The organism is Methylorubrum aminovorans, assembly GCF_022179725.1.
In the GTDB taxonomy this organism is placed as follows: Bacteria; Pseudomonadota; Alphaproteobacteria; order Rhizobiales; family Beijerinckiaceae; genus Methylobacterium; species Methylobacterium aminovorans.
Genome location: NZ_BPRC01000001.1, coordinates 73716 through 88311 on the forward strand (window position 1 = coordinate 73716; position 14596 = coordinate 88311).

At 69.7% G+C, this 14596-nt stretch carries 14 protein-coding genes; 9 read left to right on the forward strand and 5 right to left on the reverse strand.

Annotated features, from left to right (window positions below; all coding sequences use genetic code 11):
- Positions 1 to 2: 2 nt before the first annotated feature.
- Positions 3 to 1955 carry a putative bifunctional diguanylate cyclase/phosphodiesterase gene (locus MFF24_RS00345; protein WP_238221555.1) on the forward strand — a complete coding sequence of 651 codons (1953 nt, stop codon included), beginning with the start codon at positions 3 to 5 and terminating at the stop codon, positions 1953 to 1955.
- Between the two features lie 46 nt (positions 1956 to 2001).
- Here MFF24_RS00345 and MFF24_RS00350 read toward each other — a convergent pair whose 3' ends face one another.
- Positions 2002 to 2628 carry a 2-hydroxychromene-2-carboxylate isomerase gene (locus MFF24_RS00350; protein ID WP_108940201.1) on the reverse strand — a complete coding sequence of 209 codons (627 nt, stop codon included), beginning with the start codon at positions 2626 to 2628 and terminating at the stop codon, positions 2002 to 2004.
- Positions 2629 to 2802: 174 nt separating this feature from the next.
- Between MFF24_RS00350 and MFF24_RS00355 the strand changes: the two genes are divergently transcribed.
- On the forward strand, positions 2803 to 4044 hold the full coding sequence (locus MFF24_RS00355) for an argininosuccinate synthase (protein WP_238221556.1): 1242 nt from the start codon (positions 2803 to 2805) through the stop codon (positions 4042 to 4044).
- A 208-nt stretch (positions 4045 to 4252) separates the two neighbouring features.
- Here the strand turns inward: MFF24_RS00355 and MFF24_RS00360 are convergent, their stop codons facing one another.
- From MFF24_RS00360 to gph, 3 genes are all read right to left on the reverse strand, one after another.
- A complete protein-coding gene (locus MFF24_RS00360; protein ID WP_238221558.1) occupies positions 4253 to 5248 on the reverse strand; it encodes a DUF4424 family protein in 996 nt (331 codons plus the stop codon).
- 85 nt (positions 5249 to 5333) lie between these two features.
- The gene (locus tag MFF24_RS00365) at positions 5334 to 5999 is read right to left on the reverse strand and encodes a hypothetical protein (protein ID WP_166059343.1); all 666 of its coding nucleotides are present in this window, start codon (positions 5997 to 5999) and stop codon (positions 5334 to 5336) included.
- Positions 6000 to 6302: 303 nt separating this feature from the next.
- Entirely contained in the window at positions 6303 to 7004 is a 702-nt protein-coding gene (gene gph / locus MFF24_RS00370; RefSeq protein ID WP_238221561.1) for a phosphoglycolate phosphatase, read from the reverse strand.
- A 195-nt stretch (positions 7005 to 7199) separates the two neighbouring features.
- Between gph and MFF24_RS00375 the strand changes: the two genes are divergently transcribed.
- The 5 genes from MFF24_RS00375 to gorA all read left to right on the forward strand — a co-directional run bounded on the left by MFF24_RS00375 (position 7200) and on the right by gorA (position 11852).
- A complete protein-coding gene (locus MFF24_RS00375) occupies positions 7200 to 7682 on the forward strand; it encodes a hypothetical protein (protein ID WP_373322636.1) in 483 nt (160 codons plus the stop codon).
- Between the two features lie 183 nt (positions 7683 to 7865).
- On the forward strand, positions 7866 to 8576 hold the full coding sequence (gene rpiA / locus MFF24_RS00380; protein ID WP_238221565.1) for a ribose-5-phosphate isomerase RpiA: 711 nt from the start codon (positions 7866 to 7868) through the stop codon (positions 8574 to 8576).
- A gap of 41 nt (positions 8577 to 8617) precedes the next feature.
- Entirely contained in the window at positions 8618 to 9214 is a 597-nt protein-coding gene (locus MFF24_RS00385; RefSeq protein WP_238221567.1) for a DUF2059 domain-containing protein, read from the forward strand.
- 68 nt (positions 9215 to 9282) lie between these two features.
- Positions 9283 to 10440, forward strand: a complete 1158-nt coding sequence (locus tag MFF24_RS00390; RefSeq protein WP_238222855.1) for an O-antigen ligase family protein — start codon at positions 9283 to 9285, stop codon at positions 10438 to 10440.
- Positions 10441 to 10451: 11 nt separating this feature from the next.
- Positions 10452 to 11852: a glutathione-disulfide reductase gene (gene gorA / locus MFF24_RS00395; RefSeq protein ID WP_238222857.1), complete on the forward strand. Its 1401-nt coding sequence runs from the start codon at positions 10452 to 10454 to the stop codon at positions 11850 to 11852.
- A gap of 1 nt (position 11853) precedes the next feature.
- Here the strand turns inward: gorA and MFF24_RS00400 are convergent, their stop codons facing one another.
- Entirely contained in the window at positions 11854 to 13263 is a 1410-nt protein-coding gene (locus MFF24_RS00400) for a TAXI family TRAP transporter solute-binding subunit (protein WP_238221569.1), read from the reverse strand.
- A 95-nt stretch (positions 13264 to 13358) separates the two neighbouring features.
- Here MFF24_RS00400 and MFF24_RS00405 point away from each other — a divergent pair, with 95 nt between their 5' ends.
- Both MFF24_RS00405 and MFF24_RS00410 read left to right on the forward strand, forming a co-directional pair.
- Positions 13359 to 13997: a RecX family transcriptional regulator gene (locus tag MFF24_RS00405; RefSeq protein WP_238221571.1), complete on the forward strand. Its 639-nt coding sequence runs from the start codon at positions 13359 to 13361 to the stop codon at positions 13995 to 13997.
- A gap of 86 nt (positions 13998 to 14083) precedes the next feature.
- Positions 14084 to 14515, forward strand: coding sequence for an OsmC family protein (locus MFF24_RS00410; RefSeq protein ID WP_108940208.1), 432 nt, complete (start codon positions 14084 to 14086; stop codon positions 14513 to 14515).
- Positions 14516 to 14596: the final 81 nt, after the last annotated feature.

A 14596-nucleotide genomic window follows, 5' to 3' on the forward strand; every position in this document is an offset into this window, starting at 1 on the left:
CGATGAAATTCATCCGCGGCCGCAAAGAATTGTTGAGTGGGATCGTTTCGGGCTATACCGATCCAGAGGCCTGCATCCATCAGCTTATGGAGTTGCGGAAGCAGATTCCGTCGCTCTACGCGCTGCTCTCCATCAATGCCTGCGCGCTCGCCTTCACCCATTACCCCTTCGCACCGGCTTGGCTGACGATCGGACTGCCCGGCCTGATGATCGCCCTGTGCGTGGTGCGCGCCATCCACTGGTGGCGCCTGCGTCCGCAGGACATCGCCGGAGCCAGGGCCCTGAAGCGGCTGCGCGGTACCAGCCTGCTCACCATCCTGTTCTCGGCCCTCTTCGTCGGTTGGGCGATGATGCTCAATGGGTATGGCGGTCCGTTCGAGCAGGGGCACGTCGCAATCTTCGTGGCGATCACCGTCATCGCCTGCATCTTCTGCCTGACGCATCTCCCGTTCGCGGCTCTGCTGGTGACGTTCATCGTCATCGGCGTGTTCCTGATCCACTGCTTCACGAGCGGGAACAGCGTCTTCATCGCGATCGCGCTGAACACGGCCTTCGTCACCGTGGTGATGGTGCGCATCCTCACCAACAACTTCCTGGCCTTCCTGCAACTGGTCGAGTCCAAGGCGGAGGCGCAGCGGTTGAGCGAGGACAACCGGCGTCTTGCCCACACCGACAGCCTGACCGGACTGCCCAACCGGCGCTACTTCTTCCAGCGTCTCGACGCCCTGATCGCCGAATCGGCCGGCAGCGACACGGCCTTCGCCCTCGCGATCTTCGACCTCGATCGCTTCAAGCCGATCAACGACACCTTCGGCCACACCGCCGGAGACCGGGTGCTCGAAGAGACCGGGCGTCGGCTCCAAACCTTCGCCGGCAACGGCGTGACGATCGCGCGCCTCGGCGGTGACGAGTTCGGCGTGCTGATTCATAGCACCGCCCGCCCGGACGAAGTGCTCGACCTCTGCAATCGGATCTGCACGCGGCTGCACGCGCCGATCGCGCTGGGTGAGACGCAGGTCGTGCCGGGGTGCTCAGGGGGACTCGCGCTCTACCCCCAGGCCGGACGCGCTGCGGACGCCCTGTTCGACCGGGCCGACTACGCGCTCTACCATTCCAAGGAGCGCAAGCGGGGTTCCACGACCCTGTTCTCGCAGGAGCATGAGGACGCCATCCGCGATGCGCGCGCGGTGGAGACGGCGTTGCAGAGCGCCGACCTCGCCGCCGAGATGGAGATGCACTACCAGCCGATCCTCGACACCGTGACGGACCGGATCACCGCGGTCGAGGCTCTGGCGCGCTGGACGAGTCCGAAGCTCGGGCGCGTGCCGCCGGACCGCTTCATCGCCGTGGCGGAGCGCTGCGGCATGATCCATTCGGTGACGCTGCTTCTCCTGCGCAAGGCGCTTGCCGACGCCGCCCGGCTCCCGCCCGAGATCGGCCTGTCGTTCAACCTCTCCTCGCACGACCTCGCCTCATCCGAGACGGTGATCGCCATCCTCGCCGCCGTTCGCCGGAGCGGGCTCGATCCACACCGGATCACTCTGGAACTGACGGAAACGGCGCTGATGCGCGACTTCGAGGGCGCGCAGCAGGCGATCACGCTTCTGCGTGCGCTGGGCATCAAGATCGCGCTCGACGATTTCGGAACGGGCTATTCGAGCCTCAACTACGTCCACCGCCTGCCGCTGGACCGGATCAAGATCGACCGCGGCTTCATGGCCGATGTCGAGACTGATCTCGGCCGCAGCGTCGTGAGCACCATCCTCGACCTGTGCCAGAATCTCGGGCTGGACGGCATCGCCGAGGGAATCGAGACCACGGAGCAGTTGAACGCCGTGCGCGGCCACGGCTGCCGCTACGTGCAGGGCTACCTGATCGGCATGCCGCAGCCCATGGCGGACCTGCTCGACGGCCTCCGGAAGATGACGCCGCCGGCCGAGCCCGTCGTGGTCTGAGAAAATCTGAGTACGGGCCGGGCGCGACGCATAGGCCCCCGGCCTCTCACCGTAACCCGTCGGGCCGGTCCCCGGCGGCCCAGGCCAGAGCCTGTTCCAGGCGGTCGTTGCCCCAGAACAGTTCGCCGTCCCCGGTGAGGAAACTCGGCGCGCCGTAAATGCCGCGGGAGCGGGCCTCCTCCCCCGCAACCTTCAAGCGGCTCTTGTTGGCCTCGGAGGCCGCCGCCTTGAGGATCTGGGTGCCGTCGAGCCCGAGCGAGTCGAGAATCCGGCCGACCGCCGCCGGCTCGGCGATGGAGGAGCCCTTGGCGAAGCTCGTCTCGAACACCGCCTTGGAGAACGGCACCAGCCAGTCCTGGTCGGCGCCGTAGGTCGCCACGCGCACTGCGCTCAGGGAGTTCTGCGGAAACGGGTTCGGGCGCGTGACCGGCGGCAGCCCGAACCGGGCGGCTTCGCGATCGAGGTCGCGCCACATGTTGCGGCCCTTGGCCGGGTAGAGGTTGAACGGCGAGTTGGTCCAGCCCTGCGCCGCGAAGATCGGCCCGAGCAGGAACGGCCGCCAGCGCAGCTCGACATCGGCCGCCTCGGCCAGCGCCTCGATGCGCATGGCCGAGAGGTAGGAATAGGTCGAGGCGAACTCGTACCAGAATTCCAGGGTCGGTCGCCGCGGCATTCGTCGATTCTCCGGATCGGCTCGTCCGTCCTGCCGGCGACCCTACCACGTCTTCGGCGGCGCTCCGGGGCAGGCTGGATTGGAAACGAGGCAACGGGCATGCCGCCCCGCCGGTTGCGCGCCGCGCGCCTCCGCTGTTAATCCGCCTGCACCCTGTTGCCCGAGCCCAACACCATGTCCGACGCCCGCCTGAACAAATCCGTCAAGAAGGTCGTTCTCGCCTATTCCGGCGGCCTCGACACCTCGATCATCCTGAAGTGGCTTCAGACCACCTACGGCTGCGAGGTGGTGACCTTCACCGCCGATCTCGGCCAGGGCGAGGAGCTGGAGCCGGCCCGCCGCAAGGCCGAGCTTCTCGGCATCAAACCGGAAAACATCTTTATCGAAGACCTGCGCGAGGAATTCGTCCGCGACTACGTCTTCCCGATGTTCCGGGCCAACGCCGTCTACGAGGGCGTCTATCTTCTCGGCACCTCGATCGCCCGGCCGCTGATCGCCAAGAAGCAGATCGAGATCGCCGAGCGCGTCGGCGCCGACGCCGTCTGCCACGGCGCCACCGGCAAGGGCAACGATCAGGTCCGGTTCGAACTCGGCTATTACGCGCTCAAGCCCGACCTGACGGTGATCGCGCCCTGGCGCGAATGGGATCTGCGCTCGCGCGAGCAGCTCATCGCGTTCGCCGAGCAGCACCAGATCCCGATCGCCAAGGACAAGCGCGGCGAGAGCCCGTTCTCGGTCGATGCCAACCTCCTGCACGCCTCCTCTGAGGGCAAGGTGCTGGAAGATCCCGCCGTCGAAGTGCCGGACTACGTCTATTCCCGCACCCTCTCGCCGGAGGAGGCGCCGGACCAGCCGACCGTCATCACCATCGGCTTCGAGCGCGGCGACGCCGTCTCGATCGACGGCGAACGGCTCTCGCCCGCCACCCTGCTGGCCAAGCTGAACGAGCTCGGCCACGCCAACGGCATCGGCCGGCTCGATCTCGTCGAGAATCGCTTCGTCGGCATGAAGAGCCGCGGCATGTACGAGACGCCCGGCGGCACCATCCTGCTGCCGGCCCACCGGGCCATCGAGTCGATTACCCTCGACCGCGGCGCGGCGCATCTCAAGGACCAGCTCATGCCGCAATACGCGGAGCTGATCTATAACGGCTTCTGGTTCTCGCCGGAGCGCGAGATGCTCCAGGCGCTGATCGACAAGAGCCAGGAGAAGGTCACAGGCGAGGTGCGGCTCAAGCTCTACAAGGGCGGCGTCCACGTCATCGGCCGGACGAGCCCGCACTCGCTCTACGATCAGGATCTCGTCACCTTCGAGGAGGGCGCCGTCGCCTACGACCACCGCGACGCAGCGGGCTTCATCAAGCTCAACGCCCTGCGCCTGCGCACGCTGGCGCAGCGCAAGAAGCGCGAGGGCTGAGCCGCGCACCTCGGGGGTCGTTTGCGTCGCCTATCCAACACTCGACCTCCATCCTGAGGTGCTGCGGAGCGGCCCCGAAGCAGGCCTCCCGAAATCGCGGAGGCCTCTGGACGTCTCCTTCGAGGCTCCTTGCCGTGGCAAGGAGCACTTCGAGATGAGGCGGGATTGTTGGGATGACCCGCTCTGACCTGATGGGTCGAAGTGGGTCTCAGCGATCTCCCAGGAGAGCCGGATCGTTCGAGACGATGAGCACGCGCAGATCGGAATCCGGCACGTAGTCGCGGGCCTCCCAGACGAAGGTGGTCGGACCGGTCTTGCGCACGCCCTGCCGGCAGAAGCTGACCAGGGCGTCGGCGCGCGCCTTGTCCACCGTCAGGGTGAAGCGGCCGATCCGGCCGGCCCAGTTCCGGGCCGTGGTGACGATGTAGGGCACCTCGAAGGCGCGGGTGTAGCCCTCGGGCTTCGCCGCGGCGAGGCGCCGGATCCCGGCCAGGCCCGCATCGTCGAGGCAGTAGCGGGCACGGAAGTCGCGCGCCGCAGCCTCCTTGGGCGAGAGAAACCAGTTGCCCGCGATCGGCGCGTAGCTGTGGGCGATGCGCAGCTCCGCGTCCGCCGGGAAGGTCTGCTCCCAGTGGAACTTGGCTTCGCTGCGCCACTGGGCGCCGGCATCGGCCGTCTCGTCGGACAGCAGATCGGCCTTGTGCAGGGCCTTGAGGTCGGCGGGCGAGAGGCGCTTGAGCGCCGCCTCCAACTCCTCGCGCCGCAGGGGATTGAGCGGAAGCCCGTGCCGTTTCAGGCGCTCCGTAATCTCCTGCGTGCCGTGGAAGGCGCGCTCCTCCAGGGCCGGCTCGACTGCCTTGCCGTCGGCCTTGACCGTGAAGCCGACGAAGTTGGCGCTGCCTCGCACCGGCAGCGAGAGCGCACTGAACGAGAGTTCGGCCCCGTCGATCGGCGGCAGCGGGAAGGCGAGACGCAGGGTGCGCGGCGCCTTCGAGCGGTTGCGGAAGACGTAATCGACGTCGATGCGGTCGATGGCGATGCGAAGATCCTCGCTCGCCAGCTCGATCGCGTCATCACGCACCAGCACCAGGCCGCCCGCATCGAGGGTCGCCGCGCTGTCGTTGGCCCGGACGGGCGAGGCCAGCGCTGCCAGCGCCAGGATGAGGGCGCCCGGCACCCGTCCCGCGATTGATCCTCGCTTCATCCGGCCTCTTCCTTCGAAATCGCTGCACTGCCCTTCCGCTGTTAGGTGGAGGGAGCAGCGATTCGCAAAGAGGGATCGCCTGCCGTCAGGCCGGTTCCCAGCCGATCGTGCCCTCGGGTTGGCGGAACGGACCCGGCCCGAGATCGCCGTAGCGCAGAAAGATCTGCATCGCCGGCTGCATCTCGCGGTGCAGGCGCTCCAGGCGGCTCTCCTGCTCGTCGGTCAGGATGGCGCGGCCGTCGGCATCCTTTTCCGGCGGCTCACCGAGATGGACCGCCATCTCCACCGTGTACCACGTCATGGCGCCGTAGGGCCGCTTCGGATCGACGCTCGGCACGTCGTACTCGTCGTCCCATTCGAGGCTGAGCTGCGGCAGCAGCCGCAGGTGCTCGTCGGTCACCTCGAAGGTGATGTGCTCGGGCGTCTCGCCGGTGGCCTCGTCGCGGAACACGTCGAAGACATCCGCCGGCGCCAGCTTGGCGAGCGGGTTGTGATACTGGTAGCGGCCGGGCTTCAGCACGGCGTTCTGCAGGAACACGGCGAGCGCGTCGCCCATCGCCCGGTGCTCCTCGTCCGCGCCCTCGTCGTCGCCGGTGACGTTGAAGATGTCGCCGTCGCGGTCGGTGCTGCCGTAGGGCGCGTCCGGATGGATCATCGGCGCGCCGGCCTCCGCCCCATTCCAGGCCACGACCATCCGCCGGATCAGCGCGATGCGCTCCAGCGTCAGGTCGAAGGTATCCGTCTCGCTCATGTCGCCGGTCTGCCTCTCGCGCCCTGCGGGGCGGTTCAAGGCCCCGTCGCAACGCTCAGTGGCCCAGCGCCCGCGCGGGTGCAAGCGGTGTGGGGGTTCAGGCCCAGGGCAATCGCTCGAAGCCGTTTTGGCGGCTTCGCGGCGCGAAGAGCGCCGCGCGGAGCGGGCTTTTCACGACTTCCGTCCTGAAAAGCATCGAGCGGAGCGAAAGCCCAAGAAACCGAGGCTCTCTGCGGAGGCGGGCGCCGGCGACTGAGGCAGGCCAAGAAACCAGGGAAATCGCTTCAAGCGATTGCCCTGGACTCAGGCCGCCGGCTTCACGCTCTCGCGGGCGAGGAGGGCATCGACCGCCTCGGGCAGGGCGTCGAAATGGTCGATGATCCAATCGGGCGCCAAGTCGCGCATCGGCACCGGGGTGTAGCCGAAGGTCACGCCGACGACGGGGATGCCGGCGGCCTTGGCGGCGGCGACGTCGGCCTTGGAATCACCCACCATCACCGCGCGGAGCGGATCGCCCCCGGCGCGCTCGACCGTCAGGGTGATGTGGCGCGGGTCGGGCTTCGAGTAGGCGAAGGTGTCCTTGCCGACGATGGTGCGGAAGCGGTGACCGATGCCCAGTGCATCGAGCAGCGCCACCGCGTGCGACTCGACCTTGTTGGTGCAGATCGCGAGGCGGAAGCCCGCCGCCTCCAGCCGGCCGAGCGCCCCGATCACACCGGGGAAAAGGAACGAATTGTCGGTGAGATGGTCGCCGTAATGCTCAAGGAAGTCCTGGAACAGGGTCTCCAGCCGCTCCGGCGTCAGGCTCGCGCCCGCGACCGTGAAGCCGCGCTGGATCAGGGCGCGGGCGCCCGCGCCGAGCAGGTCGCGGGCCTGTTCGAGGGGAAGCGGCGCGTGGCCCTCGCGGGCGAGGATGACGTTGAGGGTGCCGATCAGGTCGCCTGCGGTCTCGGCGAGGGTGCCGTCGAGATCGAACACGACGATCGGGGAGCTGTTCACGGTCATCGGCGTCCCGGTTCGTTCCACTGTCAAGCTGGCTAGCGGTCGTGTCCCTTACGATCAACCCTGACGGTTGACGCGCGGTTAGCGCGGCCCCTCAGTGTTGCCTCTCTGCCCAAGCTCCGCCACGGAACGGGTGCTTGATCGCGCTCCGCCTCGATTCGCCGCTCGGCCCCCGCAACGGATACGATGTCCCGCCCCATGCGTTCCCTTCCGCGCCCGACCTTCCGCCTGCTCGCCGCCACCCTGGCCCTCCTGCCGGTCGCGGCCGAAGCCGCCGGGCCCTACGAATTCGTGGCCGCCCCCGCGGTCGATCTGAACCGGATCTACCGAATCGACCGCGCCAACGGCGAAGTCACCTCCTGCCAGTACGGCCTGCGCGACGACAGCGTCGGCGTCACCCTATGCTTCGCTGCCGGGGAGGGCGCCGGTCCGCAGACGCCGGGCGAGTACGGACTGATTGCCTCCCGCCACGCCCGCGAATCGGGGATCTACCGCGTCAACTACCGTACGGGCGAAACCAGCGCCTGCTACGTGCAGATCCGCCAGGAACTCGTGGTCTGCACCGAGCAGGCCGGTCCGCCGCCCGCCGGCACCGCGAGCGGGGCGGGTGCGGCCGCGACCGGTCCGGCCCCCGGCCGCGCGGGCCCGAGCGCCACGCCGCCGCAGGGAACGCGGCCCTGAGACCCGGAGGCGGCGAAAAGCCCCGTGTCCTGAGCCGCGACTCGGCCTTGATGCTTCCTTGCGTCCGTCTTTTGCGGTCGCGGAGAGGCGTGCTAGGGCCTGCCTTCTCAATCGCCCCAGATTCGCCGCTCTAGCTCCGACGGTCCGAGTGCTCCCGATGAATTCGATGTCCGAGATCGTGTCGTGAGTGCGCCGGACCTCAAGCGCGCGGCGGCGGAGCGTGCGATCCCGCTGGTCGAGGACGGGATGCGCCTCGGCATCGGCACCGGCAGCACCGCGGCCGCCTTCATCGCGCTTCTCGGCGAGCGCGTGCGCGCCGGCCTGACCGTAACCGGTGTCCCGACTTCGGAGGCGACGCGCATCGCCTGCGAGCGCGAGGGCATCCCGCTCGCCACCCTCGAGGAGCTGCCCGAACTCGATCTGACCATCGACGGGGCCGACGAGGTCGATAGCAATCTGCGCCTCATCAAGGGCGGCGGCGCCGCGCTGCTGCGCGAAAAGATCGTCGCGGTGGCGAGCCGCCGCATGGTGGTGATCGCCGACGCCTCAAAACGGGTCGAGACCCTGGGTGCCTTTCCGCTGCCCGTCGAGGTGAATTTGTTCGGCATCGGCGCCACCACCCGCGCCGTCGAGGCGGCGGTGGCGGGCGCCGGTTGCACGGGCGAGATCGTGCGCCGCTACGACGCCTCCGGTGCGCCTGTCCTGACCGATGGCGGCCATGCCATCCTCGATCTGCGGCTCGGTCGCATTCCCGATCCGGAGGCCCTGTCCGCCCGGCTCTGGGCGGTGCCGGGCGTGGTCGAGCACGGCCTGTTCCTCGGCATCGCCGACGCGGCCATCCTCGCCGCCTCCGACGGCGAGGCGGCGGTCGTCAGCGTCCTCGGCCGCCTCTGACGCTCGGCCGCATCCCTTTCCTGTCCCGGAGCTTCTCCCGCATGGTCCTCCGTCTCGCCGCCCTGGGCGGCCCCGTCCTCGCGGCCCTGCTGTCGCAGGCCTTCCTCGTGCCGGCGGCGCTCGCGCAGCAGCCGGCCGCCAAACCCCCGGCCGCCTCCCCGAAGCCGACCGCGAAGCCCGGCGCGGCCCCGCCGCCGGCGCCCGCGCCGGAGCCGGAGGTCAGCGCCTCCCATCTCACGCTCGCCCGGGAGGTGATGCTGAGTTCCGGCATCGCCCGCTCCTTCGACTCGATCATCCCGACCATGGCCGATCAGATCCGCAAGAATGCGGTGACGCGGCCCGACCTCGCCAAGGATCTGGACGAGGTGCTGAAAAGTCTCGATCCGGAGATGGAGCTGCAGAAGCAGCGGCTGATCAACATCGCCGCGCGCATCTACGCCAAGCGCCTGACCGAGGCTGAGCTGAAGGACATCGTCGCCTTCTTCCGCTCGCCCGCGGGCAAGCGCTACGTCGAGACCCAGCCGCAGGTGCTCGACGACATGGTCGGCGCCATGCAGGATTGGACCCAGGAGGTGTCGGAATACATCATGGTCCGCACCCGTGCCGAGATGGGCAAGCGCGGCCACCAGCTCCAGTGATCGTCGGCCCCGCCGCGGCGGCGCGCCTCTACGCCTCCGGCGCCGTCGCGCTGGCGCTGGTGGCGCCGGTGATGGCGCTGGCCAACCGGTCGAGCCCGCTCGTCGTCGGCATTGCCGCCCTGCTGTTCCTCGCCGGCGCCGTAGCCGAGTATCGGGGGCGGGCGGTGTCCCTGCTAATCGCCCCGCTGCGCTCGCCCCTCGGCCTGGCCGCGCTTGCCTTCCTCGGCTGGTGCCTCGTCTCGCTGTCCTGGAGCCCGTTTCCCGCCCTGTGGTGGCGGGTCCTGTCCGAGTTCCTGCCGACGCTGATCGCGGCTTCGATCCTCGCCCGACTCGCACCGGCCCGGCTGCCAGGCTGGGCGCTGCCGCTCGGCGCGGGCCTGCTGGCCGCTGCCTGCCTCACCATCGTGGCAAGCCTCGCCCTCGATCTCGCGCCGCAGGTCTGGCTCGGGCAGCGCGTCGCTCTGTTCATGTTCAACCGCCCGCTGCTGACGGTGCTGCTGCTCGCCGGGCCGCTCGCCGCCTTCCTCGCCCTGCGCGGCCATCGCCTCGCGGCTGGGGCCCTCCTCGCCGGGGCGGCCCTGGCGATCCTGCGCTCGATCAGCGGCGCGGCCACTCTCGGCCTAATCGCGGGCGGCGGGATGTTCGCGGTCGGGCGTCTCCTCCCGCGCTCCGTGGCCCTTTGGCTCGCGGCGCTGGTGCTCGGGCTCGCCTTCGCCCTGGCGCCGGTCGAGGGCGACATCCTCCACCGGCTGATGCCGGAGGCGGCGCATGAGCGGCTGACGCAGTCCTCGTCGCGGGCGCGGGTCGCCATCGCCCAGAGCTTCGGTGCCGCGGTGGCGCAGGCGCCGTGGATCGGCTCCGGCTACGGCATGGCCCTGCGTTTCGCGGAGGTCCCGGCGGCGCAGGCGCTCGAACCGGAGATGCGGGCGATGCTGGCCGTCGGCCACCCGCACAACACCTTCCTGCAGATCTGGTCCGAACTCGGCCTCGTCGGCGCTCTGCTGGGGGCGCTGGTCGCCTTTCTCGCCCTGCGGGCGGCTTCGGCCCTGCCGCGGCTCTTGTTCGCCACGGCGCTCGGGCTGCTCGGCGCGGCGGTGGCGGTGATGTTCGTCGAGCACGGCGCGTGGCAGGGATGGTGGACGGCGGGCCTCGGGGCGGCCATCACATGGCTGCGGGCGGCGGCGTGCGCGCGGCCCCCATATGAGAGCGCACACGAGAGCGCATGAGCGAGACCAAGATGAGCGAGACCAAGATGGACGAGTCTTGCGACGTCGACCTGTTCGTGATCGGCGGCGGCTCCGGCGGGGTGCGGGCGGCCCGCATCGCCGCCGGCCACGGTGCACGGGTGATGCTGGCGGAAGAGTACCGCGTCGGCGGCACCTGCGTGATCCGCGGCTGCGTGCCGAAGAAGCTGATGGTCTATGCCGGCCGCTTCACCGACGAGTTCGAGGATGCCGCCGGCTTCGGCTGGCACCTCGAGACGCCGCGCTTCGACTGGGCCGCGCTGAAGCGCTCGCGCGACGCGGAGGTGGCGCGACTGGAGGGCATCTACGGCCGCAACCTCGCGGGCGCCGGCGTCGAGGTCGTCGCCGACCGGGCGGTGATCGAGGATCCGCACACGGTGCGCCTCGTCCATTCCGACCGACGCGTTCGCGCGAAGTTCATTCTGATCGCGACCGGCGCGACGCCAGTGCGCGAGCCGCTGATTCCCGGCGCGGAGCTTGCGATCGATTCGAACGGCGTGTTCGAGCTGGAGACCCAGCCGGAGCGCATCCTCGTGGTCGGCGGCGGCTACATCGCCGTGGAATTCGCCGGCGTCTTTGCGAGCCTCGGCTCGAAGACGACGCTGCTCCACCGCGGAAAGAGCCTGCTGCGCGGCTTCGATCCCGAGATCGCCGACGCGCTCGGCGAGGCTTACGCCAAGCGCATGGATCTGCGGCTGGAGCAGACCGTCGAGCGTCTCGAGCGCGACGGCTCGGCCATCCGCGCCACCTTGAGCGGCGGCGAGAGCCTGACCGTCGATTGCGTGCTGGTGGCGACCGGGCGGCGCCCGAACGTCGCCGGGCTCGGACTGGAGCGGGTCGGCATCGACCTCGATGCGCGGGGTGCGATCCCCGTCGAGGCGGATTCGCGCACCAAGGTGCCGTCGATCTACGCCGTCGGCGACGTCAACGGCCGCGCCGCGCTCACCCCCGTGGCGATCCGCGAGGGCCACGCCTTCGCCGACACGGTGTTCGGCCAAAAGCCCTGGTGCGTCGATCACCGCCTGATCGCGACCGCCGTGTTCTCGACGCCGGAGATCGGCGTGGTCGGCCACAACGAGGATGTGGCGCGGCGCTGCTACGGCGAGATCGACGTCTACAAGGCGAGCTTCCGCCCGATGAAGGCGACGCTGTCCGGCCGCGACGAGCGGGTGATCATGAAGGTGCTGGTGGACCGCGCCAGCGACCGGGTGGTCGGCGTTCACGTGCTCGGGCCGGATGCCGGCGAGATCATTCAGGCGGTCGGCATCGCGGTCACCATGGGCGCGACCAAGGCCGATTTCGACCGCACCATCGCCGTGCACCCGACGCTCGGCGAGGAACTGGTCACGATGCGCACGCCGTTCGTGGTGAAGCATCCGGTGGGGGTTGGGTAGCCTACTCGGCCGCCGGAAGGCTCAGCGATAGCAGCCGCGCGGTGCGCGACCGGCTGCCGCTGCTCGGATCGGCGCCGGGCTCGAACGCGCGGCGACCGTCGTCGAGGGCGCCGTTCACCGCGTCGATGGCGAGGATCAGCGCGGAGATCATGCGCGAGTCGATGCTGCGCTCGCGGGCTTGGCGCACCACGTCGGCGATCAGCGCGTCGGTCTCGCGGGTCAGCGCGTCGAGGGCGGCTGCCGACTGCGCCTCGCGGGCCTCGGCCAGGATGTCGAGCAGGCGGTCGAGGATGATGTCGATGCGCTCGCGCCGCTTGCGGGCGAGCCGCTGGCCGATCCACGCGATGCCCGAGCCCACCGTGCCGCCGAAGAAGGCGAACAGGTAGATCCAGTCCTCGTAGCGGTCGAGGAAGGTCTGCTGCTCGCGCTCGAAATAATCCACCGCGCCGGGATGATTGGGGAGCTGCGCGCTCGTGGCCGTAACGGTGGTGTCGTAGTCCGGCGGCTTCATCTGCTGGGCGATCGGGGCGGCGGCGGCGAGCCGCGAGCGCCACTCGAATAGGTGCTGCACCACGGATGCCACGGCGACGCGGCTCACCGCGCCGCGGGCCATCAGCCGGTAGGACACGCCCACCGTCTCGACGTCCTCCACCGGGCGCTTGGGCCGGCCGCCGAAGGTGCCCGCCGAGAGCGTGACCGGCTGGAGCGCCGGCATCCGCTCCACGATCGCCTTGCCGTCCGGCACGCTGACGAGGGCCACCTTGCGCTCCGGCGAGGCAGCCTCGACCGCCCGCAGCATCGCCTGCGCCGGCTTGGCGGTGGGGGAGGCGATGATTGCCACCGCATCGACCCGCTTCGCCTCCAGCGCCCCGGTGATCTCGCTGGCCTTCAGCGGGACGAGGCCGATGCGGCCGGCCGCGAGGGCCTCGCCGCCCAGCGCTTCTGCTTCCGGGGCCGCCTTGAAATCGTAGAAGTCGAGCAGGTTCGTCAGCACCGGCAGGTCGGCTTCGTGGCGCGCGACGACGCCGAGGCGCCGGGTCGAGAGATCGGAAAAGCTCTCGATCTCGTTGGCCTCGGGTGCCGCGACGATCAGCGCCTCGTCGTGGAGGATCGCCAGCGTCAGGCCGTTATCCGGCAGCTTCACGTCCGGCCGCACCACCGCGAGGTCGGCGCGGCCCTGCTCCAGGGCGGCGGCGCTGTCGCGCACGTCGTCGAACGGCACGACCTGGAGCCGCACATCCTCGTGATTGCGGGTGAGCGCCCGCGCGTAGATCTCGATCAGCCCCGCCTCGACACCGTCGCGCGGGCCCACCGCCACGGTGAGCAGCGTGGGACGGGAGAAATAGATGACGAGGCCGGCCACGGCCGCGAACCCGAGGGCCAGCAGCACGTAGAGCCATTCGCGCCTCATGAGCCGGGCCGCCATGCGGCGCCGTAGCCCTCGAAATCGCGTGCGATCCATCCAAGATTCATGAATCGAAAACCTGTCCGGATCGTGAAGAACGAATGATTGCGCGAACCGTTTCAAGCCGACGTGATGGCCCAGGCGAGGGGCAGGGTGAGGGCCGACCCGAACCGAGGCCCGAGCCGCCGGTCACGCCTGCCTGGCTGGAGCGGGTGACGACGCATTATCTTGACCGCTACGGCGCCTCCTCCGAGATGCTGCGGCGGGTGCTCGCCCGCCGAATCGCGCGTCGCTGCCGCTCCCGCGACGAGGATCCGGGCGCGCATGCCGGGCTGATCGAGGAGACGGTCGCCCGCGCCCAGCGCGCCGGGCTGGTCGATGATGCGCGCTTCGCCGCCGCCCGCCTGCGGGGATTGCGACGGCGCGGCACCTCGACCCGTCAGGTCCAGGCGCGCCTTGCCGCCAAGGGGATCGATGCCGAGACGATCGCGGCGACGCTGGCCGAGGAGCGGGAGGAGGCGGAAGGGGCAGAGGGCAGCGAGGCCGACACCGAGGCGCAGGCCGCCCGCGCCTATGCCCGCCGCCGCCGTCTCGGTCCCTATCGCCGGCCGGGCACCCGCGAGGCCAACCGCGAGCGCGACCTCGCCGCCATGGCACGGGCGGGTTTTTCCTACGCCCTGGCCAAGGCCGTGATCGCCGGCGAAGCAGAGGAGGATGAAACAACCCTCGGTGAAGAATGAGGGATGGCCCCCTCGACAGGCTCGCCTGCCGCTCCACGTCGGAGGCCACGCGGATCGCTTCCGCTCCGACGACGAGGACGACGTACATGACCGACCGCCACGCGAGTGCCCATTGGGAGGGCGACGGCAAGACCGGCAAGGGCAAGATCACGACGCAGTCCGGCGTGCTCTCGGACAACCCCTACGGCTTCAACACCCGCTTCGAGAACGAGCCGGGCACTAACCCGGAAGAGCTGATCGCCGCCGCGCATGCCGGCTGCTTCACCATGGCGCTGGCCTTCCAGCTCCAGTCGGCCGGGCTCAAGGCCACCTCCCTCGACACCAAGGCGGTCGTCACGCTGGAGAAGGACGGCGACGGCTTCAAGGTCACGAAGTCGGCCCTTACCCTCAAGGCGGTGATTCCCGGCATCGACCAGGCGAAGTTCGATGAACTCGCCGGCAATGCCGAGAAGGGCTGCCCGATCTCCAAGGTGCTCAACGCCGAGATCACCCTCGACAAGACGCTCGTCCAGGGCTGACGCGTCCCCTCCCGTCGCGCCGGGTTGCGCGGCGGGAGGGCACTTTTCCGGTGCGCGGGCCAACGCGCCGCATTGATCCGG